Origin of the sequence: Candidatus Avelusimicrobium fimicolum (genome assembly GCF_021632165.1) — a bacterium.
GTDB lineage: Bacteria > Elusimicrobiota > Elusimicrobia > Elusimicrobiales > Elusimicrobiaceae > Avelusimicrobium > Avelusimicrobium fimicola.
The window spans coordinates 1-21943 of sequence record NZ_JAJWTS010000008.1 but is presented as its reverse complement, the minus strand read 5'-3'; the positions used below and the strand labels follow the sequence as shown (position 1 = coordinate 21943).

Below are 21943 nucleotides of genomic sequence, written 5' to 3'. Positions count from 1 at the left end.
TATTAAATATCCAAGTTCTTTACTTCCAAGGCGTGCGATTGAATAAAGTCGCGGCGCGGCTCCACTTTATCGCCCATCAACATTGTAAACGCCTGTTCGGTGTCGGCAGCGTCGTTGATTTTTACCTGGATAAGTTTGCGTTTAGCAGGGTCCATAGTGGTTTCCCACAACTGTTCGGGGTTCATTTCACCCAAACCTTTGTAGCGCTGAATGGTAGCACCGGAGGAAGCGGCTTCCTTCACCGCGTGCAAGAGTTCCGCCAAACTATAAACCAAGGCATCTGTTTTGCCGTTGTTTACTTTAAACAAGGGATTGATACGTTCTTTTTCGTTTTCAATCACCGGGTATTGGGCAAACGTAAAGCCAAAAACTTCCATCTTCTTTTCGGAGGCTAATAATTTGCCAAATTCAAACAGACTCTGGTGTTCGGGCACGAGCGAATCTGTGTTGATGGTGGCAATATCCACACCGTCGGCAGCCAATTCCTCGCGTTTTTCCTGCATATACTGTTCCTCGTATTCGCGGTATTCCTGTTCCGCATAGAAATAGCGGAAACCGCCGCTTCTTAACGGAATGCGGTACACCGGCACTTTGCCTTCGGCGAGGAACGCCATAAAGTCAGCAAGCGTAATGTTTTTAATTTCCAGTTTTGCAAGGATATCTTCCACATCACGCAAGATTTTAAGTAAATCGCGCAACTGGTCGCCGGACAAGGCTTCCTGTTTTTTCATATCCGTAACCGTAACGGTAGCAAGCCCCTCTTTCATCAACCATTGTTGCATTTGGTCTTCTGTTTGCAAATATTGTTCCACTTTGCCTTTTTTAACCTTATACAAAGGCGGTTGGGCCAAATAAATGTGTCCGTTTTCAATAAGCGGCTTTAACTGGCGGTAGAAGAACGTCAAAAGCAAGGTAGAAATGTGCTGTCCGTCCACATCAGCATCAGCCATTAGAATAATTTTGTGGTAGCGGAGTTTGGAAAGGTCAAACCCCCCCTCCCCTTCGCCTACCCCCGTGCCGACAGCGGCAATTAAGTCGCGCACGGTATCGCTGGATAAAATCTTTACGAGCGGGGCTTTTTCCACGTTCAAAATTTTACCGCGAAGCGGCAAAATAGCCTGAAATACGCGGTCGCGCCCTTGTTTGGCGGAACCACCGGCGGAGTCCCCTTCTACGAGGAAAAGTTCGCACTTGGCGGAATCTCTTTCCTGGCAATCGGCGAGTTTACCCGGCAAGCCGCCGCCTTCTAACGCACCTTTGCGGCGGGTTAAATCGCGGGCCTTTCTGGCGGCTTCACGCGCCACTGCGGCACCGACACATTTTTCACAAATAGCGCGGGCCGTTTTAGGGTTTTCTTCAAAAAACGTAGAAAGTGTATCGCTCACGACGGAGCGGACAATACCTTCCACTTCCGAGTTCCCCAATTTGGTTTTGGTCTGCCCTTCAAACTGCGGGTGCGGAATTTTAACAGACAAAACAGCCGTTAAACCTTCTTTAATATCATCCCCGCCCACAGAAATATCTTTGTGTTTGGAAAGGTTATTACTCTTGATATATTCATTAATCAAACGTGTAAGCGAGGAGCGGAAACCGCTTAAATGCGTACCGCCTTCCACGGTGTGAATATTATTCACAAACGAAAACACGTTTTCAGAATAACTTTCGTTATACTGGATAGCAAAGGAAATATAGTTATCCCCCACCTCTTTGGTTAAGTAAATAGGTTCCGGGTTGATAACGGTTTTGTTTGTGTTTAAATACTTAACAAACTGGGAAATTCCGCCTTCATAGTGGAAGGTAACGGTTTGGTTATCCTCTTTGCGTTCATCCGTGTAAACAATTTTGATACCCGCGTTTAAAAACGCCAGTTCGCGCAAACGGTTACCAATTGTTTCATAGGAAAAGGCTACATCGCCGAAGATTTCTTTATCAGCGTGGAAAGTTACTTTTGTACCGTGTTCCTCGGTATCGCCGATAACTTTAACAGGTTCAGCCGGTTTACCGCGGTGATAGCACTGGTAGTGGATATGACCATTGCGGCGGACTTCCACTTCCATAGTTTCGGATAATGCGTTTACGCAGGATACACCCACCCCGTGCAAACCGCCGGATACTTTATAAGCACCGCTGTCAAACTTACCGCCCGCGTGCAAAACGGTCATTACCACTTCCAAGGCGGATTTATTGCGCAGTTTGGCATCTTTGGCGTTCTTCATCAGGTCCACAGGAATACCGCGCCCGTCATCCTGAATAGAGCAGGTCATATCATCTTTAATTGTAACGGTAATGGTAGTGGCCCCGCCGGCTAAAATTTCGTCCACAGAGTTATCCACCACCTCATACACTAAGTGATGAAGCCCGGGAAGCCCCGTAGAGCCAATGTACATAGCCGGACGTTTGCGGACCGCTTCCAATCCTTCTAAAACGGTAATTTTGGAAGAATCGTAATCCTTCTCTTTCTGTTCTTCGGTTGTCATTTACAACTCCTTAATGTAAATACGGCAAATCTATTGTATTTCTATTTTTCCAATCCACGGCTGTTCAAAATGTTTATTCAGTTCTTTGATTAACTGTTGGCGGCGGGCGATTAATTCGTTCCTAGCCACCGAAATTTTAACCTGCACATAGATTGTATCGTCTTTAACGGCCTTTAATACCCAAAATTTAGCTTTATTTCCAATCAACTGATGCCAAACGTGGTCCAAAATCATTAATCTGTTTAAACGGCGGTTTAGGCCGTTAAAACGGTTTTCCAGTTCTGCGCTGGAACGCCACTCTTTTTTGGGGTTTTGGCCAAACTTCATTAAGCGCGCACCGGCATAATGACGTATTTAAACATAGTATCACCCACCGGCTCCACTAATACAGGCTGTGAAGCATTTACAAACGAAAAAGAAACTTTTTCCGTGGCGATATTTTTAAGTACATCAATAATATAATCCGGGTTAAAAGCCACATCAAAGGCTTCTTGGGTATATTCTACGGGTAATTCGTCCGTAAAATCCATTTTCTGGGAGTTGGCGGAAATCGTCAAATTGTTATTTTCCAATTTAAATTTAACAAGCGCCCCAAATTCCCCAATACAAAGTTTCGCGCGGCGGGTAGAAGCCAGTAAATCTTTAGTAAACACCTCAAAACCGAGGTTCTTTTTGGTAGGAATTACTTGGTTGTAATTCGGAAAATTGCCTTCAATTAAGCGGGAGATGAAAGTGGTTTCCTTCATCATAAAACTGACTTGGTTAGAAGCCACATTCACTTCAATCATATCGTCCTTGCCGGGTTTAGCAATAGCGATATAACGGCAAACTTCGTTTAAAATTTTGGTAGGAATAATGATTTTAAATTCATTACTGCCCGGTAAAGCCGCGTGAGAAGCCACAGCCAAGCGGCCGCCGTCCGTGGCGACAACTTCAAACTTTTCGGGTGTGTTATTCCACAAAAGGCCGTTCAAAATATAGCGGGTTTCCTGGGTGGATGCGGAAAAGGCCGTCTTGACCACCATATCCTGTAATTCCAAGGGAGATAAGGAAACGCTGTTGGTGCGTTCCACCTCGGGGATAGCCGGATATTCGGACTTGGGAGTACCGATTACCCAAAATTTACTCTTGCCGGATTTGATATGAAATTTATTGTTTTCGTCGGTGTATAAGTTAATTTCTTTATCATCGGGTAAGTTTTTGATGATTTCCGAAAATTCTTTTATCGGTACGGTAATGCTGCCTTCTTCTTCCACTTCGGCGTTTAAATAGTGGATAGTGGCCATTTCCATATCGGTACGGACCAACTTTAACTTTCCGGCTTGCGCCTCAATCAAAAAGTTATGCAGGATAGGCAGAGTGGTTCTGGACGAAACACCCGAAGAAACAATCTGTATGCCTTCCAAAAAGGTTGATTTAGTAATATTTATTTTCATATCTTAATCTCTGTTATATGTCCTGTTGATTGCGTGGATAATGTGATTTTACCTATACAACTTGTTTGTGATAATTGTGTATAACCCGGTTTATTTATCCACATCATCCACCGCAAAAAAATTTATGAGCCGTTTTTTAACCTTATTCCCAAGTTATCCACCGGTTATATACTACTTATCCACAGCCTTAATATCCAAAATAATTTGGTTTATTTCGGCTGCAAAAAAGGGATCCGTTTCTATTTTTTCTTTTACCAAGTCGCGCGCGTGGACCACTGTGCTATGGTCGCGGTTAAATTCCCGCCCGATTTCCGGCAGGGATAAATCCGTCAGTTCTGTTGTTAAAAACATGGCTATCTGGCGCGGCCACGCAATAGACTGGGTTTTGCGCTTGGAATTAAAATCTTCCATTTTTATATTAAAATGTTTGCCTACAATTTTTTTAATGGTATTGACGTTAATAGATAAATCATTGTCGCTTACCAAGATATCGGCCAGCAGTTCCTTGGCAATAGAAATAGTAGGCGTTACGCTGTGCATTCCGCAATAGGCCACCAAACGGAAGAGGGAGCCTTCTAATTCGCGGATATTGGTTTGCACACCTTCTGCTATAAAGGCGAGTACATCGTCGCCAATGTCAAAGTTGATACTGTCGCGCTTTTGGCGCAGAATAGCGATGCGCGTTTCCAAATTAGGACGTTTTACTTCCACGCAAATACCGGAGAGTAAACGCGAGGATAAACGTTCATCTAATTCCAACTGCTGCGGCGTTCTGTCTGACGACAACACTATTTGTTTATGGCTTTCAAACAGTGCATTAAAGGTGTAGAAGAATTCTACTTCACTGGCGGATTTGCCGGCTACAAATTGGATATCGTCCATTAAAAAACAATCTAAGGAACGGTATTTTTTGCGAAAACTTTCCGAGGCTTTATTTTGTAAGGCTTCAATGTATTCACTCACAAATTCTTCGCCGGACATATATAATACCTTGGCATTTGGATTTTCCTTTAAAATTTGGTTTCCGATAGCGTGCAGTAAGTGGGTTTTACCAAGCCCCGGGGAAGAATAAATGACCAAAGGATTATTTTCGCGGTTGCCTAATTTATGAACTACGGCCTCAGCCGCTTTATAAGCAAAACGGTTGGAGGGGGATTCAATAAAGTTATCAAACATATAGGCGGAATTTAACCGCGATGGAAAAGAATTCTTTTTTATCACAGGAGCCGTTGGGGCCGGTGCCGCGGGAATAACATCTTGCGCGGATTGCACTGCCGGGGCGGGTTCCTGGACGGAAACTTCGTAAACAATGGTAATTTCCGCGCCCAAATGTTTTAAAAAAGCGTCCTTTATAATATGTTCGTAACGCTCGCGAATTGTTTTACCCCAAAATTGGTTGGGTAAAGAGATAGTGAGTACATTACCCACATAGCCAAATTGGGCCGGGCGGAGCCACATATCGTAAGTATCCTTGCCTATAATGTTTTCTATATCTTGAAAAACGGGAACTAATTGGGGTGTGTCCTGAAAATTATCCACAGTAAAGCCACCATAAAATAATATATTCTTTATAATACCACTTATTACGGACTCCGTCAAATAAAAATAATTAAAACGTTTAATAATGGGGTTAAAATGCAAAATAAAACGATTTTTAAAATTTCGGCTATATTTCTATTAAAAAGTTGTAAAAGTGGTAAAAACGCTGTTTTTGCCAAAAAACACACTATTAAATAAACTAATCTCTTTTTTGGCTTGTGCGGGCGCGGTTCCTTTGTTATGATGCAAAGAAGCATAAAATATGATATATTATTAATAGGAATTATTATTAATAAGGTTTTTTGAACATAATAAACTGATTTGTAAAAAATAAAATAAAGTTCTGTTTTATTACAGATAAAACAGAGGTTATAGTAATCAATAAACAAGGTATAATAACTTATATACAGTTTATTGCAGATAAAAAATAAGATTGGTTACAAAAATACCAAATTTTTATTAGAGGTGCATATGACAAAATTGAACGAAATTTATAAATGCGAAATGTGCGGCAATATAGTGGAAGTAGTCCACGCGGCGGGGGGAGAACTTTCCTGCTGTGGGCACTCTATGAAACTAATGCAGGCAGGTTTTTCCGACGGAGCGGCTGAAAAGCACGTCCCGGTGATAGAAAAAATTGACGGCGGATACCGCGTAACTGTGGGGAGCGTGGAACACCCGATGCTAGATAACCATTATATTGAGTGGATTGAACTGGTTTGTGAAAAATGCGGCAAGGTTCAGCGCAAATATTTGAAGCCCGGAGAAAAACCGCAGGCAGAATTTAAGAGTGATTCGGATAAAGTAATAGCGCGTGAATATTGCAATTTGCACGGTTTGTGGCAGAAGGAAAATTAATTTAAGGGGAAAAACATAATATGATGCAAGCGGTAAAAATTTCGGAAAAAGTTTATTGGGTGGGGGCGATTGATTGGAATATTCGCGATTTCCACGGTTATTCCACCAAGCGCGGTACGACGTATAATGCTTATTTGGTAATGGGAGAAAAACCCACTCTTATTGATACGGTTAAAAAGGAATTTTACGGCGAAATGATGGAGCGCATACAAAGCGTAATTGACCCGAAAAAAATCAAAATTATTATTTCCAACCACTCGGAAATGGACCACTCCGGCGCTTTACCCCAGGCCGTTAATTATATTGAGCCGGAAGAAGTCTATGTTTCTACTATGGGGTTTAAAGACATTACCGAGCAATTTCATTGTGATTTGAAATTAAAAACCGTTAAAACAGGAGACCGCATTGACGTTGGCGGTGATACGATTTCGTTTGTAGAAGCGCGTATGCTGCACTGGCCGGACAGTATGTTTTCATACTTGGAAAAAGAGAACGTCCTGTTTACCAACGACGTGTTTGGTATGCACTATGCCACAGGAAAACTGTTTGACGACGAAAACGAAGAACGTCTTTGGTTGTATGAAGCGGAAAAATATTATGCCAATATCGTATTGCCTTATTCCGATATTGTCTTGCGCTTTTTGGAGCAAGTTAAACAAATGGGCTTGGCTCCGCGTTTAATTGCACCGGACCACGGTTTTATATGGCGCAAGGACCCGGCTAAAATCGTTAATTTATATGCTAAATGGGCCGCTCAGGCTCCTAAAAATAAAGCGGTTGTTGTTTACGATACCATGTGGGGCAGTACGGAAAAAATGGCTTCTTATATTACCGACGGCCTTCGCGCAGGCGGCACGGAAGTAAAACAACTTTCTATGCACAGCAACCACCGCAGCGACGTAGTTACAGAACTGCTGGACGCAAGTGCGCTGATTATCGGTTCGCCGGTACTTAACAGCCAAATTTTTCCGTCTATGGCGGATATGCTTTGCTACTTAAAAGGTTTGCGCAAAAAAGGTCTTATCGGGGCGGCTTTCGGCTCTTATGGTTGGAGCGGAGCGCCTATTGATGAATTAACTAAAACCTTGGAAGCGATGAAAGTGGAGGTGGTGGCTCCGGCTATTAAATCTCCCTTTGTTCCCGACGAGAAAGTAAAGCAAGCCTGCCGGGATTTAGGCTTACTTATCAGCCAAAAATTGGCCGAAAAAGTAAAATAACGGAGTATTTGATATGGCGGTAAACGACATTAACAAAGGGCTTAATTATATCACGTACGGGCTGTATATTGTTACCACATGTGAGGGGGGAAAAAAGAACGGGCTTATTGTAAATACCGTTTTTCAGGTAACGGCGGAACCGGCCCAAATGGCTATTTCCGTCAATAAAAATAGCCTTACGCACGATATGATTTTAAAAAGCCGCGTGTTTGCCGCTATGCCGCTTGAACAAAATACACCTTTGCCGTTTATTGGAATTTTCGGTTTCCGCTCGGGGCGGACATTTGATAAATTGGCCAAGGTTCCCTATAAAATGGGTTTTTTGGGGTGCCCTATCGTTGGGGAACATACACTTTCTTATATGGAAGTAGAGGTGAGCCAAACGGTAGATATGGGCACCCATACACTTTTTATTGGGCAGGTAAAGGATGCGGGTGTGTTAAATCCGGAGGGAAAACCTTTGACGTATGATTATTATCATCACGTTATAAAAGGAAAAACGCCTGCGGGTGCTACGCATTTATAAAAAAATGGGAGGAGTAAATTATGGTGAAATATGTTTGCGAAGTTTGCGGTTATGTGTATGACCCGGCGGTTGGCGATCCGGATAACGGAGTTCCGGCCGGAACCAAGTGGGAAGATGTAAAAGAGGACTGGATTTGCCCGGTTTGCGGGGTAGGAAAGGACCAGTTTAAGCCGCAAAATTAAAATTAGGGGCTGTTTTGAAAAAAATGCTTAAATTTTAAGTATTTTTTACACATAAAAAACGGGCACATTTTACGGCCCGTTTTTTTATTCTTTTTACAACCCGCGTACAAGTGTTAAACTTGGTATAATAAGAAATATGAAAATTTTATATGTTATTACTTCAACTGATGTGGGGGGGGCGGAAAAAGCCCTTTTGGAACTGGTTGTAAAAACAGCCCAAGTTCACTCTGTGCGGGTGGTCTGTTTAAAACCGCTTGGCCCGGTGGCACAGGAATTAACCAAACATCACATTGAGGTAATAAGCCTAAATATGCGCGGATATGGTGGAGGAGTTATCCAAAAACTAGCGGCGCAGATAAAAGATTTTCAGTCGGATATTGTGCACGCTATGCTCTACCGTGCGATAGAATATGCCCGGGTGGCGTGTGCAGGCAAAAAAGTGAAACTTATTAGCACGCCGCATTTTGACTTATCTAAAAAGATTTTTCCGCTCCGTTGGGCAGATAAACTATTAAAAGATTTAGATACGCTGACAGTGGCAGAGTCCTTTTCAACGGCTCGGTATTTGATAGAAAAGCAAAAGTATAATAAAAATAAAGTTTATTTACTTCCAAACGGAGTGGATAAAACTGTTTTTTATGCGGACGAAACACTGCGTGATAAAATGCGGAAAAAGTATGCCTACACCTCGGAACATACTGTATTTATAGAAGTGGCCCGATTGACCTCGGTTAAAGATCCTCTGTCTTTATTGCAGGCATTTCGTAATGTGGCACGAACGTATAAAAATGCCCGCTTGGTATATGTAGGAGAAGGAAAAAAACGGACCGAATTGGAAGATTTTATCCGCCAAAACGGCTTGGAAAAAACAGTCTTGTTAGCCGGAAAGCAGGATAATATTAATGAGTGGCTTAATATGGCAGATGTGTTTGTTTTGCCGTCCATAGAGGAATCTTTGCCTTTATCTTTACTGGAATCTATCCAAGTAGGATTGCCTTGCTTGGTTAGTAAAGTGGGCGATATGCCTTTGTGGGTGGAACACGGGAAAAATGGATTTGTTTTTCCATCCAAAGACATTACACTGTTAAGTTGTTTTATGGCAGAACTGATAAATAATGCACAACTGCGCGAAACAATGAGGGGTAATTCTCTTCAAATTTCCAAGCGGATTGGGCAGAGTTCTCAACAATATCAACAAATTTATCAACAAGTTTTAAACAATAGTTTTCACGTGAAAACAAATTAGGAGTTTTTATGGAACAACGTCTTTTTGCGGTGGCGTGTATTATGTACGCCTTTACGTTATTTACCCGCTATTTAAATAAAAAGAATAAATTAAATTCTAATACGTCTTTTGCTTGGTGGCACGCTAGTTTTTTGTTTATTATTTTATCCTGTGCGGTGTATGTTTTAACCTTTGTAATGGGCGGCGGAGCGGGAGAACCCTTAAACTGGTCCAGGCTTGTTTGGGGTATTGTTTTATCTTTGGGGTGTGCAATATATGGCCTGCTTAAAGGAAAAAAAGCCACAGATGATAAAAGAAAGAAAATAATGAAGGCGGACTTGGAGTGGAGTAATACGGTATATTTTGCCGGGTTTGTGGCCTCTGTGGTGATGTTCTTTTTTATACAGGCTTTTAAAATTCCCTCCGCTTCTATGCGTTATACTTTGGTAGAGGGGGATCATTTATTCGTAAATAAAGCCGTTTATGGTTTCCGTGTTCCGTTTACAAAAGTTCGCTTTGGTGTGTATGAACAAATTAAGCCGGGGGATATTATTGTTTTTCAATTTCCCGCTAAGGACCGCTCTCAACAAAATTGCGGCGGTAGTCAGTATGGTAAGGATTTTGTTAAGCGCATAATTGCTATGCCCGGTGATACAGTTCAGGTAAAAAATGGTCGTCCGTGGGTGAACGGAAAAGAACTTCCTAAGCAAGATTATGAGGTTTATGAGGATTTAGAACGAGTCCCTTATTTTGAGGTAGATGATAAAGAAGAATATCAGAACTTGTGGGAAGACCATTTATTGGATAATTATTTAGGAATTGAATTGCGTGATTCTTTTGGTCCGGTTGTGGTTCCTGAAAATTCCTATTTTGCTATGGGGGATAATAGAGATAATTCCTGTGATTCTCGTTTTTGGGGCCCCGTTCCGCGCGAAAATATCAAAGGAAAGGCTTGGTTTGTACATTGGCCGCTTAACCGTATTCATTGGATTAAATAACTGTTTTCACGTGAAAACAAGGCCCTTTATATTGCAATTTAACACCAATTAATGTTTAATATATGTATAGAGAAACGGAGGATTTATGGGAGAAATTGTCGTCATTGCCAACCAAAAAGGCGGAGTAGGTAAAACCACCACTTCTATCAACCTTTCTTATGCGTTGGCTTGTTTAAATCAAAATGTGTTGCTTGTAGATTTTGACCCGCAAGGTAACGCCGGTTCTGGCTTGGGGGTAACGGTACAAGACGGCGATAAATCTGTATATCATTTACTTACCAAAACAGCCACATTTGAACAGGTGGTCCGCCAAACATCTAGCGAAATGTTAGATGTATTGCCTGCCTGCAAAGATTTATCCGGCGCTGAGGTGGAACTGGTAAATGTGCGCGGGCGCGAAAATATGCTTAAAGATGTCTTGGACCCTCTGCGCGCTATGTATGATTATATTATTATTGATTGTCCTCCATCTTTGGGCCTTTTAACTTTAAACGCGATGATGGCCGCAGACAGTGTGATTACCCCAGTGCAGTGCGAATATTATGCGTTGGAGGGATTGGCCCACTTTATGAATACGGTGGCCAAAATTAAACAATTTTTGCATCCAAAACTAAAAATGGACGGCGGCCTTTTGACAATGTATGACGCCCGTATGAATTTGTCTAAGCAAGTATTTGCTGAGGTCAGCCGTTATTTTGGCGACCAAGTATATAAAACGCCGATTCCGCGTAATATCCGTTTGGCTGAGGCTCCCAGTTTCGGGCAATCTATTTTTAATTATGACCCGGCTTGCCGCGGAGCCAATGCGTATATCCAGTTGGCTATTGAATTTTTGGTTCGTCGCGGGGCTGATGCAAGTGCTTATAAAGATTTTAAGATGACGGGCGAACTCCCGGTGAATTACGATTTTGGAGGATAAGATGGTAAGACAGGCATTAGGTAAAGGTTTAGACGCTTTAATTAAACAAACGCAACAAGTGGTTAATATGCCCACCAACGAGGCGGCTGTGCAAGTGCAGCAAACCCCGGGGATGAGTGTTACGCGCATTGATGTAAACAAAATTGTTCCCAACCGTTTTCAACCGCGCCGCGTATTTAACGAAGAAAAATTGCAAGAGTTGGCCCAATCTATTAAAGAACACGGCCTGACACAGCCCATTGTGGTTGTCTATGATGCGGGACTGGATAAATACGAAATTGTAGTGGGGGAACGCCGCTTCCGCGCTACCCAGTTGGCCGGGTTAAAAGAAATTGATGCTATTGTACACAAACACTTGGGCGACCAAGAAATGTGTGCGCTGGCACTGATTGAAAATATCCAACGCGAAGATTTAAACCCCATTGAAACGGCCCTCGGCTACCGTAATTTGATGAGTAAATTCTATATTACGCAGACCGATTTGGCTTCTTATTGCGGCAAATCTAAGGCCGCCATTTCCAATGCGTTGCGCTTGCTGGACTTGGAACCCGAAATTCAACAAGCCTTGCAGGACGGTGCTATTTCCGAAGGGCACGGACGTGCCTTGTTAATGGTTACGGACCCGGCCAAGCGCGAAATGTTGTTTAAAAAAATGCACAATAGCAAAATGTCGGTCCGCCAAGCCGAAGATGCCGCCCGCGCTTTAATGTTCCCGGTAAAAAAAGCCGAAAAAGGAGCCAAGCCGGTGGAAGTGGCTTCCTTTGAAAATGATTTGCAATCTGCATTAGGTACCAAGGTGGAAGTGAAGTACGGCAAAAATATGAAGAAAGGAACGCTCGTTATTCACTATAATTCCTTAGACGAATTGGACAATATCGCAAGCCGCCTTAAAACCAAAATGTTATAGTCCTGCGGGTCCTGCGGACGGCGACTCAATACGCTGGTTGGGTGGTCGCTGTTGGGTAAAACAGCCGATAGGCAAATTCCTTGATGATTAGAGCAACACCGTTTTAGTGTTGCTCTTTTTAATTGTCCTTAACGGCTTTTGGCTGTTTGCTGTCATCCTGGAAAGTAGTAGTCCAGGATCTGTTGTTATTCGAAAAGAGGAAAACGACAGATACTGGACAGCAACCTTCCAGTATGACCTTTTAGATAACAACAATCACTACCCAAGTTGTAGATCCTGAAAACCCTGCGGGCCGCCAATTTAGGATGACTTTTGATTAATAACGCCGTCATCCAGCAGGGTTTTGATAGGGTATTGTTAGAAACAGATTTGTTTTACTAAAAAACACTTAAAAAATAAGGATAATTTTAAAAATCAAGCGTCATAAAGTGTTTTTGCACAAGGGGTAATACGGATATCCTGCTTTATCAAAACAGGGCAACCCATAAAAACCGGATTGCCCTGTAAAGTTTTTGGCGCACACCACGCGCTAACCTAAAACATCCGTTTAGATAGTGGAGTCTTTTTCATAAAAGGCACGAATTGTTTCGCACACGCGGCGCACTTGTTCTTCGGTAATTTCCGGGAACATCGGGATAGAGAGGACTTCTTTGGCGGCCTTTTCGGCTTCCGGGTAGTCCTCTGCTTTAAAACCACGGTCCTTATAGGCCGGCTGTTTATAAAGCGGTACCGGATAATACACCGCGCAACCAATATTGTTGGCCTTTAAATAGGCTTGCAATTCATCGCGTTTTTCCGCACGGATGGTGTAAACATAGTAAGATTGTTCATATCCGGCGGGAGGGGTAGGGGGGAGGACCACCGGCACACCCTCTAATCCTTCGGCATACCAAGCGGCGGCCTTGCGGCGCTTCTCAGTCCACTCTTCCAAATGTGGTAGTTTTACGCGCAAAATAGCGGCTTGAATTTCGTCCATACGCAAGGTGGACCCTTCCAAATCGTATTCATAGGCCTTGTCTTTGGCGCGTCCGCTGTGGCGCAGGGAGCGGCACCGGTCGGCAATTTCGTCATCATTGGTGGTTACACAGCCCGCATCTCCGCAGGCACCCAGGTTTTTGCTCGGGTAAAAACTAAAACAACCCGCATCGCCAATGCCGCCAACTTTCACACCGTCTGCCATAGCCAAATGGGCTTGCGCGCAATCTTCAATTACCTTTAAACCGTGTTCATTGGCCAGGTGCATAATAGCGTCCATATCGGCCGGATAACCGTACAGGTGGACGGGCAAAATGGCTTTTGTTTTTTTGGTGATTTTGCGTTCCACGTCCTGTACGTCCAAATTATAGGTGCGCGGGTCAATATCGGCAAATACAAACTTGGCTCCCGTCAAACTGACAGAGGAGGTCGTGGCAATAAAGGTAAAAGGGGTGGTAATTACTTCGTCTCCGGGGCCTATTCCGGCGGCGGCCAGAGCAATTTGAATAGCACTTGCGCCGGACGAGCAGGTAATACAATGTTTCACGCCGATAAGGTCGGCAAATTCTTCTTCAAATTTTTCGGTTTGCGGGCCTAGCAGCCAATGCATAGAGTTTAGGGCTTCCAACGCCGCCGCATTAATTTCCTGCTTCAAACTGTCGTGCTGTTCTTTTAAATTAAACAGCGGAATCGGTTTCATTTCGTCCGTCATAGATTAACGTATCTCCTGTTATTTATATAAACTATACACTTCGGGCATTTCCAGAAGGTCTTTGGTAATGTTTTGGAAGTCGTGCCCGGTAAAAGTGGCTACTAAACTAACGTAAAAACGGTTATCCTGTTTGGTAACCTCATTTTTTAAGATAGTTACTTGGTGCGCTTCAATTTTTTTGATAATTTGGTTTACAGTGTCCCAAGTGGGGTCGCATACAATGTAAACCGTATCGTAATGTTTGACGAGTTCCACCAGTTTAAGCGTTTTACGCACCCCCAGTTGCACCAGCAAAATGGATACCGCCGAAAGGGAAGCCCAAAAATACTGTCCGTATCCTATCGCCATACCGATAGCGGCTACCAACCAAACGCCTGCGGCGGTGGTTAAGCCGGAAATTTTGTTGCCGTCGCGCCAAATGGAACCTGCACCCAAAAAACCCACGCCTGTTACCACTTGTGCGGCAATACGGCCGGGATCTCCGCCCTGTTGGCCCATATATTCGGATAAAATCGTAAACAGCATTGCGCCCAGACAGATGAGGCAGTTAGTGGCGAAGCCGGCTGGCTTATCGTGATATTGGCGTTCCATACCCAACACGCCGCCCAAGATAAGGGATAAAAATACCTTTATAAAAATATCGTCCATATTCTTATCATACAATACCCGGGGTAAAAAAGTAAATAACCCGGGCATAAATAAAAAACCCCGCCGTGTTGCGCGGCGGGGTTTTGCAATAAAACTATTAGAAGCGCCAACCCAATTTGAGCATTACGTTCGAATAGTGGATACGGCTTTTGCCAAAGGCGTTTTTAAAGTCGCTGGCGGCTTCTACTAAATAGTAGCGGCCTTCCACACCAAAGATGGTGGAATCGTCAATATCAAATTCCAAACCGATACCTATCATTTGTGCCAAGTCGGTGCTGTTGGTGGTTAAGTGGGAACCGTCGTCAAATTTTTGGCGGGCAAACATATGGCCCACACCGATACCGAAAGGAACATACAAGCGGGTGGCTTGGGTGGGGAAGAAATTTACGCGCCCGGTAACAAGCCCGGTAGCAATACCTGTGCGGTAGTAGGATTCTTTCCCGCCGGAAATAAAGGTATCGCCGTCGCCCAGTTGGGCATAGTTAGCATCTAAACCCAAAGAAAAGACAGGCACCAGGTTGCGGGTAAAACCGATACCGGCGGTCCACCCAGTGGTACCGAGGTCCACTTCCTGTCCGTGATGGGACCAAGTGTTTTGGGGTAATACCATACCGCCGTAAAATTCTACGCGGGTGGTATTTTGGCGCAAGCCATATTCTTGCAAGCCGTAATAGTCCTGCGCAAACACCACAGGGGCGGCTACGAATAAGGCGCATAATAAAAGCAGTTTTTTCATAAGTCTCCTTACTGAATATAAGATAAGTATATTGTAAAAATTTTATAATCCTTTTACAATGTGAATTTGATTTTTTACGGTGGTAAAAGTTCCGTCGGTATTGTCTTGCACTACTTTATCCCATTGGCCGCGGGCGCGCAAAATTTGCTCCGCAATATCGCGTACTGCCGCATTACCTCCGTGGCGGGGGGAGGTGTAAAGGGCTAATTTTTTGGCCTCCGGTACGCTGTTGGCTACCGCAAGCGGCAAGCCTACGCGCGACATCATCCCCAGGTCAATGAGGTCATCTCCGATAAAAGCGGTTTCTTCGGGTTTGATGTTAAAATGCTCCTGTAAATAGACAAGAGCCTTATGCTTTACAGGCGTGTTGTAAAAGAGGTATTTCATCCCCAGAATTTTCGCCCACCAGGCCAAGGTGTCGCTGGACCCGCGGGAAACAATGCCCGTTTCCACGCCGCAGTAGGTTAAATACATAAGGCCCATACCGTCTAACGATTCAAAATGTTTGATTTCGCGCGTAACGCCGTCTTCGCCTGTAAAAAAACTTAACTGGCTGTTCGTCATCACGCCGTCCACATCTGTAAGCAGCAGTTTTAATTTCTTCGCTTTTTGTATGAAAAGGGGGGATAATTCGTTCATATCATTATTATACCTTTTCGTAGGGCTAAAAATTATATAATACATTTATGAGAAAGTTCTTAACTCTGGCGCTGGCAACTTGTTTGATTGCTTGCGGCTGTACGCCCAAAACGGTTATCAGCAAAACATATGATTTTAACCAAATGGACCGTATCGGTGTAATGGCATTTACAAATGCGCGGCCTGCTTTGCAGGGCGTGGAAAATCTGTTTGCCAAATATTTAATCAGTGCCGGATTTAAGGTAGTAGAGCGCGCCCAACTGGAAAGCGTTTTAAAAGAACATAATATTTCGGTGTCCGGCTATTTGTCGCCCGAAACTACGCGCGAGATAGGCAAGATTTTAGGTGTAGATGTATTGCTTATCGGCGAGGTGAGTTCCTATTCGCCCGCCCGCACGGAATTAACGCTTACCAGCACCCGCCGCACGGAATCCCGCCCGGTTTACAAGCAAGACGTAATGCAACTGCCCGACGGAACATATGTGGGCTATACGCGCAACGTGGGTACGCAATATACACACTCGGCGGAAGTCCGCCCGACGGAATATACCATCAATGCGCGGGTGGGCATTATTGCCAAACTGGTAGATGTGGAAACAGCTGAAATTGTATGGATTGGCTCGGCTGATGAAACCAGTTCCAGCGCGTTGGACGCGGCCGATTATATCGCGCGCGGACTCGTCAAAAGTTTCAGCAAGGAATTGGCCAAAATACAGGAGGCCAAATGACCCGCGTTTCTCATCCGTCTTTGGCGGAACAATCGGCTGTTTGGTTGTTAAAAGCGTTTTTTATGAGTGTGAAAACGCTGTTCGTTTTAGCGGCGCTTACGGTGGGCGCCTTGGTGGCTGGGCAAAGTTCCGTCGCTCCTGTCAGCGTGCATTTATTGACTTCCTATGGAATGGAATATGCCGTTGCCACTTTTAAACCGTACCGTCATTGGTTCCCGGAACCATATTTAATAGAGTTAGAAACTAAATAAGAGGACTTATATGTTAGACATTAAATATATCGTTGCTCATCCTGATGAAGTAAAAAAACGTCTGTCGTTGCGCAAGCCGGAATTGGCCGCGCAAATTGACGGCGTACTGACCAAATATTCTGTTTACAAAACCGTTTTAGCCCGCGTGGAAGAATTGCGCGCCAAACGCAACGAAATGTCTAAATCTATCGGCAAGATTAAAAAGGAACAGGGCGACGAAGCCGCCAAAGAAGCAATGGCCGAAGTGGGCAAGTTAAAGGAAGAAATGACCGTCAAAGAAGCCGAGTTGGACCCGCTAAAAAAGGAAATTAACGACTTGCTTTTAAGTATTCCGAACTTGCCGAACGAAAAAATCCCGGTGGGTGTGAGCGATGCGGATAACCCGGAATATTTGCCCTGCACAATTCCGCTGCCTAAATTTGACTTTAAACCGTTGGACCACCAGTCGGTAGGTGAAAAATTGGGTATTTTAGATTTTGAAGCCGCCGCCGCCTTGTCCGGCAGCCGCTTTGCGTTGTTTAAGGGAGACGGTGCCCGCTTGGAGCGCGCCATTATTGCGTTTATGTTGGATATGCACGCCAAAAAAGGCTATACCGAAATTTTGCCCCCGGTGGTAGTAAACGAGGATATTCTGATTGGTACGGGCCAGTTGCCCAAATTCCGCGAAGATATGTATGAACTGGTGGGCGAACCGAAACAATTTTTGATTTCTACCGCCGAAATTCCGCTTACGAACTTGAACCGCATCCGCGTGATTCCAGAAGCAGAACTGCCGGTGAAATTGACGGCATACTCTCCGTGTTTCCGCAAGGAATCCGGCACCTATGGTAAAGACACCCGCGGCTTAATCCGCAACCACCAATTTGATAAAGTGGAACTCGTAATGCTTTCCCACCCGGAACACTCTTACCAAATGTTGGAGATTATGGTTTCTGATGCGCAAGAGGTGCTTAAAGAATTGGGCCTGCCCTATCACGTGGTGGAACTGTGCAGCGGGGACATTGGCTTCTCTTCCGCCAAAACGTACGACATTGAGGTCTGGATGCCGAGCGAAAACCGCTTCCGCGAGATTTCCTCTTGCTCCAACTGTCTGGATTTCCAGGCCCGCCGTATGGGGTTGCGCTTTAAAAATGCCCAAGGCAAACAGGAATATGTCCACACTCTTAACGGCAGCGGTTTGGCCGTAGGCCGCACCTTTGCCGCTATTTTGGAAAATTTCCAACAGGCCGACGGCTCTGTGATTATTCCGCAAGCCTTGCGCCCTTACTTCGGCAAAGATAAGATTGAGGCCAAGAAGTAATGAAGAAGTTTTTGCATTTACTGGCGGCGGTATGCCTTTTGGCGTCCGCCGCCGTTTCGTCCCAAGCGGAAATTACGCTCCCGCCGGACGTAATGGCCTATGCCACGGAAGGGATTAACGGCGTATATAGTTTAGATTTTGACACCGCAGATAAAAATATCCAAAAAGTATTTGCCGAATACCCCGACCACCCGTTTGCCCACTTTGGCAATGCAATGATTGCTTGGAGCCGCTACGAATACGAATACGAACTGAGCGACGATAAACAGCGCAAGGTGTTTGAGCAAATTTTGGATGATTCTATCAGCGGTATTAAACGCTGGATTAAAAAGAACCCGGACGATTCCAATGCCTATATGGGTATCGGTGCGCTATATGGTTTGCGTGCCATGTTTACAATGCGCAACCGCAGTTGGATTACCGCCTATTTCAGCGGCAGGAAGGCAATTAAAAATCTGGAAAAGTCGCTGGAAATAGACCCAACGTATTACGATGCTTATTTCGGTCTGGGTATTTATCAGTATTACGCAGGAACGCTTCCTTCCGTAATTAAAATATTGGCGAAAATTGTCGCCATTAAAGGCAACCCGGACGAAGGAGTAAAACAACTCAACTTGGCGCGCGAAAAGGCGCACTTTACGTCTGATAGTGCCAAACTGATTTTAATTGAAATTCAAAACACGCGGGGAAGTAAATATTATGCTCCGGAAAAATCGTTGCAGTACATCCGCGATTTGCGTGCCAAATATCCCAAAAATCCGCTCATGCACTATGTGGAAATTATCTGCCTGTACGAAACGGGCCATTACAAAGAAGTAACCGAACAGGCCGAAAAATTTTTATCCCTGATTGGCAAAGACCCGTTCTATAAGGATATTTACATTTCCCGCGCTTATACCGCATTGGGCACTTCCCAAATGGCGCAAGGCCATTTTGAAGAAGCCAAAACCTTGTTTGAGCAAGGCCATCAGGCGCTTGAAAAGCAAGAGCCTAGCCGCTGGGGGGTGTGGAACGAATTTAGATTAGGCGAAGTATATGATATCTTGGGCGAGCGCGAAAAAGCAAAAAAGCAGTATCAGTATGTGCTTTCGTTCAAAGACAAATGGGGCTTTGATGATGCCGCCAAGACTCTCTTAAAAACGCCGTACAATGTGCCGGAAGGCGGAAATGTAGGTCCGTTACCCCCGTTATAAAATGTTTGCTTGCGAGTTTTTTAGCCGCCCGGAAGGGCGGCTTTTTGTTGTTATGAAAAATATTCCTTTTGGCTTGCCGTAATAATCCAAATGTGTTATACTCTACTTATGTCAGGTTTCCCGCTTGACTAATCAAACAAGGAGACATCAAATGAGAAAACTAGTAGTTTTAGGAGTGCTTTTGAGTATTTTGTGCGCCTGGCCGACCGCTGCCAAAGCCGATAACTGGGGCATTGGTGTAAAAGTTGGCGTGGGCGAAAATGACCCCAAAACAATGAAAGAACTTCAAGATGGAACAATATATGACACCGAATTAAATGAAAATGGTGCGGTATTTAGTGGATTGGAAGCCCTGTATGAGTTTAATTTAGACGACGAAACCAATAAGTTGGGTGTTAAATTAGGTGTTGATGTGTTTGGGCACAACGATTTAAAAGTTACTACCCCATTGGCGTGGGTTAAATGGACCGAAACCACATATGCTATCCCGTTGACCGTATATTATAAAAGAGATAATGGCGTGTCCGCGTGGGCCCCGTATGTGGGGGCTGGGGTATCTTTCTTCCGCAGCGAACTTAAAGTGGAGTTCTCTGGAGATGAAGTTAAGGACCACAAAAGTAAAATTGTTCCGCATCTTATGGCCGGGGCAGAATACAGATTTACCAAATTGTTTGCCTTGGGCTTGGAAGCCAAATACAATTTTGGGGCAAAAATTGAAAAAAACGGAGAGGTCTATTCCGATCATACGGGTTTAAGCGGCGCAATTACGGGCCGTTTCTACTTTTAGTTATTGATAAATTGTTTTGCACAAGGGCTTGCGCAAGTTTTACGCAGGCCCTTTTTTATCGGCAAAAACGGGGCTTTTCCGGGCGCAAAAAACCGGGTGCTTGCAACTGCACCCGGCTCATCAAGGATTCAGTAAAAAACCCGCTCTTGCGAGCGGGTTTAAATTATTTTTTAACGGACAAATAGCCCATTAAGCGGTAGATTAACTTGGAGACGTTAAACTCCGTAATGGTATCGGCCTTGCGTTGGCAGGCTTCCACTACATCCACCGCCACGATTTTTTTATGTTTAATGACTTCGCGGAACAAGTCCAGCGCTTCATACCACATAAAACCGCCGGGTTGCGGTGTGCCCGTGGCCGGAATAACAGCCGGGTCAAAGCCGTCCACGTCAATAGTGATATAGACGGTATCCGTCAATTTTTCAAGCACTTGTGGAATCAGTTTTTTAATGTCACGGTGTTCGTGCATTAAAAACGTGGTAACCTTGCCCGCATTGCAGTATTGCTTTTCTTCGCTGGCTACGCTGCGGATACCCACCTGTACCACCGGTACCTGACGGCTGGCCGGATAAAGCGCGCAGGCGTGGCTTTTAGGCGTGCCTTCAAAGGTTTCGCGCAAATCGGCGTGAGCGTCAAAGTGCAGGATGCTTAACTTTTTATATTTATCAATATACGGCTGGGCCAGGGCTTGCGTTACCGTGTGTTCACCGCCAATATAAAACGGGATGGCTTTGTATTGCATTAAATTCCGCACGGTTTTATCAATATTTTTAAAAACCGTGTTGGTGGAACCTTTGCAGTTGATGGCGGGTTGGGTGTTGATGCCCAATTCCCAGGTTTCGGTTTTGGTTTCTTCGTCCCAAAGTTCAATTTGGGTAGAGGCTTCAATTACGGCAGCCGGCCCCTTGGCGGTACCGTGCCCGTAGCAGACCGTTTTTTCAAACGGCACAGGCACTACCACGAATTTACAAAGGGGCAGAGAACTATATTTGCTCTCTAGCCCCATAAACTTATCGGTTTGTACGTTATCGCTCACAAATATTACCGGAGTTATTTGACAAACACAGCCGCAGCCACTACGGTGGTCCAAAGGCCTTCCACGCAGATGGCGGACTGGGTAATGTTGGTCGTGCGGACGATTTTTCCGCTCATTTTCCAGATTTCTTCTTTCTGGTCCCACGTCGTATTGTTATCAAACTCAATACCCAACGTGGTAGAGAGCATCAAAGCGGCCAAGTCTTCCGCATAGTCGCCGGCCTGTTTATCGGTTTCGCCGAAACTGTGGTGTTCGGAAATATATCCGTGAGTGGTTTTCCCTTCTTTCGGGATAGCCAACCCCACCGAGGCGGAAATCAAGCGGCGATATTCATTGCTGGTGTTTCTGCTGATTACACAATGCAGAATTTGGCCCGGGTGCAATTCTTGAAGCCCTTTGGAAACGGGCACGGTTTTGCAGCCGGGAGGGAAGATGCTGGACACAGGCACCAAGTTGAAACTGGCAATTTTGGCGTCTCTCAACGCTTCTTCAAAACTGGCCAATTTTTCTTTGTGTCTGCCAATTCCTTTGGTAAGGAATATCTCTTTGGGTACAAACGCTTCGTACATTTTTATTTTTCCACTAATTCCTTGATGTTGAGAATTAATATAATATTAATTATAATTGATCATAAATATCGCATCCGCTTTCGCC

General features: G+C 44.5%; 23 protein-coding genes. 13 read left to right on the top strand and 10 right to left on the bottom strand.

The annotated features are described in order from the left end of the window. Positions 1-2: 2 nt before the first annotated feature. The 4 genes from gyrB to dnaA all read right to left on the bottom strand — a co-directional run bounded on the left by gyrB (position 3) and on the right by dnaA (position 5452). On the bottom strand, positions 3-2477 hold the full coding sequence (gene gyrB / locus ACQY2K_RS04315; RefSeq protein WP_428040884.1) for a DNA topoisomerase (ATP-hydrolyzing) subunit B: 2475 nt from the start codon (positions 2475-2477) through the stop codon (positions 3-5). Positions 2478-2507: 30 nt separating this feature from the next. Continuing rightward, positions 2508-2804, bottom strand: coding sequence for a DciA family protein (locus ACQY2K_RS04310; RefSeq protein WP_428040883.1), 297 nt, complete (start codon positions 2802-2804; stop codon positions 2508-2510). Next, complete coding sequence (gene dnaN / locus ACQY2K_RS04305) at positions 2804-3913, bottom strand: DNA polymerase III subunit beta (protein WP_177746652.1); 1110 nt, start codon at positions 3911-3913, stop codon at positions 2804-2806. The genes ACQY2K_RS04310 and dnaN overlap by 1 nt, the downstream gene beginning before the upstream one ends. Before the next feature lie 171 nt (positions 3914-4084). Then, complete coding sequence (dnaA, locus tag ACQY2K_RS04300) at positions 4085-5452, bottom strand: chromosomal replication initiator protein DnaA (protein ID WP_428040882.1); 1368 nt, start codon at positions 5450-5452, stop codon at positions 4085-4087. A gap of 471 nt (positions 5453-5923) precedes the next feature. On the opposite strand from dnaA, the gene ACQY2K_RS04295 reads away from it, so the two are divergent. The 8 genes from ACQY2K_RS04295 (at position 5924) to ACQY2K_RS04260 (ending at position 12284) form a co-directional block, all read left to right on the top strand. Further along, complete coding sequence (locus ACQY2K_RS04295; RefSeq protein WP_428040881.1) at positions 5924-6310, top strand: desulfoferrodoxin; 387 nt, start codon at positions 5924-5926, stop codon at positions 6308-6310. Between the two features lie 20 nt (positions 6311-6330). After that, positions 6331-7527, top strand: coding sequence for an FprA family A-type flavoprotein (locus ACQY2K_RS04290; protein ID WP_428038356.1), 1197 nt, complete (start codon positions 6331-6333; stop codon positions 7525-7527). A 13-nt stretch (positions 7528-7540) separates the two neighbouring features. After that, positions 7541-8053: a flavin reductase family protein gene (locus tag ACQY2K_RS04285; RefSeq protein WP_428040880.1), complete on the top strand. Its 513-nt coding sequence runs from the start codon at positions 7541-7543 to the stop codon at positions 8051-8053. Positions 8054-8073: 20 nt separating this feature from the next. Beyond that, entirely contained in the window at positions 8074-8235 is a 162-nt protein-coding gene (rd, locus tag ACQY2K_RS04280) for a rubredoxin (RefSeq protein WP_177746643.1), read from the top strand. 136 nt (positions 8236-8371) lie between these two features. After that, positions 8372-9481, top strand: a complete 1110-nt coding sequence (locus ACQY2K_RS04275; RefSeq protein ID WP_428040878.1) for a glycosyltransferase — start codon at positions 8372-8374, stop codon at positions 9479-9481. Positions 9482-9489: 8 nt separating this feature from the next. Then, a complete protein-coding gene (gene lepB / locus ACQY2K_RS04270; RefSeq protein ID WP_428040877.1) occupies positions 9490-10458 on the top strand; it encodes a signal peptidase I in 969 nt (322 codons plus the stop codon). A gap of 85 nt (positions 10459-10543) precedes the next feature. Then, the gene (locus tag ACQY2K_RS04265) at positions 10544-11377 is read left to right on the top strand and encodes a ParA family protein (RefSeq protein WP_428037265.1); all 834 of its coding nucleotides are present in this window, start codon (positions 10544-10546) and stop codon (positions 11375-11377) included. Position 11378: 1 nt separating this feature from the next. After that, positions 11379-12284 carry a ParB/RepB/Spo0J family partition protein gene (locus tag ACQY2K_RS04260; protein ID WP_177746634.1) on the top strand — a complete coding sequence of 302 codons (906 nt, stop codon included), beginning with the start codon at positions 11379-11381 and terminating at the stop codon, positions 12282-12284. 547 nt (positions 12285-12831) lie between these two features. Here the strand turns inward: ACQY2K_RS04260 and ACQY2K_RS04255 are convergent. The 4 genes from ACQY2K_RS04255 to ACQY2K_RS04240 form a co-directional block, all read right to left on the bottom strand. Then, positions 12832-13971: a DegT/DnrJ/EryC1/StrS family aminotransferase gene (locus tag ACQY2K_RS04255; protein WP_428040876.1), complete on the bottom strand. Its 1140-nt coding sequence runs from the start codon at positions 13969-13971 to the stop codon at positions 12832-12834. An 18-nt stretch (positions 13972-13989) separates the two neighbouring features. Further along, positions 13990-14619, bottom strand: coding sequence for an MgtC/SapB family protein (locus tag ACQY2K_RS04250; protein WP_177746632.1), 630 nt, complete (start codon positions 14617-14619; stop codon positions 13990-13992). A gap of 97 nt (positions 14620-14716) precedes the next feature. Next, positions 14717-15355 carry an outer membrane protein gene (locus ACQY2K_RS04245; protein WP_428040875.1) on the bottom strand — a complete coding sequence of 213 codons (639 nt, stop codon included), beginning with the start codon at positions 15353-15355 and terminating at the stop codon, positions 14717-14719. Between the two features lie 42 nt (positions 15356-15397). Continuing rightward, entirely contained in the window at positions 15398-15994 is a 597-nt protein-coding gene (locus ACQY2K_RS04240) for a KdsC family phosphatase (protein ID WP_428040874.1), read from the bottom strand. Between the two features lie 47 nt (positions 15995-16041). Here ACQY2K_RS04240 and ACQY2K_RS04235 point away from each other — a divergent pair, with 47 nt between their 5' ends. From ACQY2K_RS04235 to ACQY2K_RS04215, 5 genes are all read left to right on the top strand, one after another. Next, positions 16042-16722: a CsgG/HfaB family protein gene (locus tag ACQY2K_RS04235; RefSeq protein ID WP_177746626.1), complete on the top strand. Its 681-nt coding sequence runs from the start codon at positions 16042-16044 to the stop codon at positions 16720-16722. Continuing rightward, on the top strand, positions 16719-16973 hold the full coding sequence (locus ACQY2K_RS04230) for a hypothetical protein (protein WP_428040873.1): 255 nt from the start codon (positions 16719-16721) through the stop codon (positions 16971-16973). Before ACQY2K_RS04235 ends, ACQY2K_RS04230 begins: the two co-directional genes overlap by 4 nt. A gap of 10 nt (positions 16974-16983) precedes the next feature. After that, positions 16984-18273 carry a serine--tRNA ligase gene (gene serS, locus ACQY2K_RS04225; protein WP_428040872.1) on the top strand — a complete coding sequence of 430 codons (1290 nt, stop codon included), beginning with the start codon at positions 16984-16986 and terminating at the stop codon, positions 18271-18273. After that, a complete protein-coding gene (locus tag ACQY2K_RS04220) occupies positions 18273-19466 on the top strand; it encodes a tetratricopeptide repeat protein (RefSeq protein WP_428040871.1) in 1194 nt (397 codons plus the stop codon). Before serS ends, ACQY2K_RS04220 begins: the two co-directional genes overlap by 1 nt. A 151-nt stretch (positions 19467-19617) precedes the next feature. After that, on the top strand, positions 19618-20253 hold the full coding sequence (locus tag ACQY2K_RS04215) for an outer membrane beta-barrel protein (protein ID WP_428040870.1): 636 nt from the start codon (positions 19618-19620) through the stop codon (positions 20251-20253). Positions 20254-20416: 163 nt separating this feature from the next. Here ACQY2K_RS04215 and speB read toward each other — a convergent pair whose 3' ends face one another. After that, positions 20417-21289: an agmatinase gene (speB, locus tag ACQY2K_RS04210; RefSeq protein WP_177746616.1), complete on the bottom strand. Its 873-nt coding sequence runs from the start codon at positions 21287-21289 to the stop codon at positions 20417-20419. A gap of 14 nt (positions 21290-21303) precedes the next feature. Next, positions 21304-21858, bottom strand: coding sequence for a pyruvoyl-dependent arginine decarboxylase (locus ACQY2K_RS04205; protein WP_177746613.1), 555 nt, complete (start codon positions 21856-21858; stop codon positions 21304-21306). Positions 21859-21943: the final 85 nt, after the last annotated feature.

What these genes read in the sequence shown, in the direction of transcription:
- dnaN (WP_177746652.1), bottom strand. Translation starts at nt 3,913, where the DNA reads ATGAAAATAAATATTACTAAATCAACCTTTTTGGAAGGCATACAGATT.
- ACQY2K_RS04250 (WP_177746632.1), bottom strand. Translation starts at nt 14,619, where the DNA reads ATGGACGATATTTTTATAAAGGTATTTTTATCCCTTATCTTGGGCGGC.
- ACQY2K_RS04255 (WP_428040876.1), bottom strand. Translation starts at nt 13,971, where the DNA reads ATGACGGACGAAATGAAACCGATTCCGCTGTTTAATTTAAAAGAACAG.
- ACQY2K_RS04230 (WP_428040873.1), top strand. Translation starts at nt 16,719, where the DNA reads ATGACCCGCGTTTCTCATCCGTCTTTGGCGGAACAATCGGCTGTTTGG.
- serS (WP_428040872.1), top strand. Translation starts at nt 16,984, where the DNA reads ATGTTAGACATTAAATATATCGTTGCTCATCCTGATGAAGTAAAAAAA.
- ACQY2K_RS04260 (WP_177746634.1), top strand. Translation starts at nt 11,379, where the DNA reads ATGGTAAGACAGGCATTAGGTAAAGGTTTAGACGCTTTAATTAAACAA.
- ACQY2K_RS04275 (WP_428040878.1), top strand. Translation starts at nt 8,372, where the DNA reads ATGAAAATTTTATATGTTATTACTTCAACTGATGTGGGGGGGGCGGAA.
- ACQY2K_RS04205 (WP_177746613.1), bottom strand. Translation starts at nt 21,858, where the DNA reads ATGTACGAAGCGTTTGTACCCAAAGAGATATTCCTTACCAAAGGAATT.
- ACQY2K_RS04245 (WP_428040875.1), bottom strand. Translation starts at nt 15,355, where the DNA reads ATGAAAAAACTGCTTTTATTATGCGCCTTATTCGTAGCCGCCCCTGTG.
- ACQY2K_RS04235 (WP_177746626.1), top strand. Translation starts at nt 16,042, where the DNA reads ATGAGAAAGTTCTTAACTCTGGCGCTGGCAACTTGTTTGATTGCTTGC.
- ACQY2K_RS04285 (WP_428040880.1), top strand. Translation starts at nt 7,541, where the DNA reads ATGGCGGTAAACGACATTAACAAAGGGCTTAATTATATCACGTACGGG.
- ACQY2K_RS04290 (WP_428038356.1), top strand. Translation starts at nt 6,331, where the DNA reads ATGATGCAAGCGGTAAAAATTTCGGAAAAAGTTTATTGGGTGGGGGCG.
- ACQY2K_RS04240 (WP_428040874.1), bottom strand. Translation starts at nt 15,994, where the DNA reads ATGAACGAATTATCCCCCCTTTTCATACAAAAAGCGAAGAAATTAAAA.
- gyrB (WP_428040884.1), bottom strand. Translation starts at nt 2,477, where the DNA reads ATGACAACCGAAGAACAGAAAGAGAAGGATTACGATTCTTCCAAAATT.
- rd (WP_177746643.1), top strand. Translation starts at nt 8,074, where the DNA reads ATGGTGAAATATGTTTGCGAAGTTTGCGGTTATGTGTATGACCCGGCG.
- ACQY2K_RS04265 (WP_428037265.1), top strand. Translation starts at nt 10,544, where the DNA reads ATGGGAGAAATTGTCGTCATTGCCAACCAAAAAGGCGGAGTAGGTAAA.
- ACQY2K_RS04220 (WP_428040871.1), top strand. Translation starts at nt 18,273, where the DNA reads ATGAAGAAGTTTTTGCATTTACTGGCGGCGGTATGCCTTTTGGCGTCC.
- ACQY2K_RS04310 (WP_428040883.1), bottom strand. Translation starts at nt 2,804, where the DNA reads ATGAAGTTTGGCCAAAACCCCAAAAAAGAGTGGCGTTCCAGCGCAGAA.
- ACQY2K_RS04295 (WP_428040881.1), top strand. Translation starts at nt 5,924, where the DNA reads ATGACAAAATTGAACGAAATTTATAAATGCGAAATGTGCGGCAATATA.
- ACQY2K_RS04215 (WP_428040870.1), top strand. Translation starts at nt 19,618, where the DNA reads ATGAGAAAACTAGTAGTTTTAGGAGTGCTTTTGAGTATTTTGTGCGCC.
- lepB (WP_428040877.1), top strand. Translation starts at nt 9,490, where the DNA reads ATGGAACAACGTCTTTTTGCGGTGGCGTGTATTATGTACGCCTTTACG.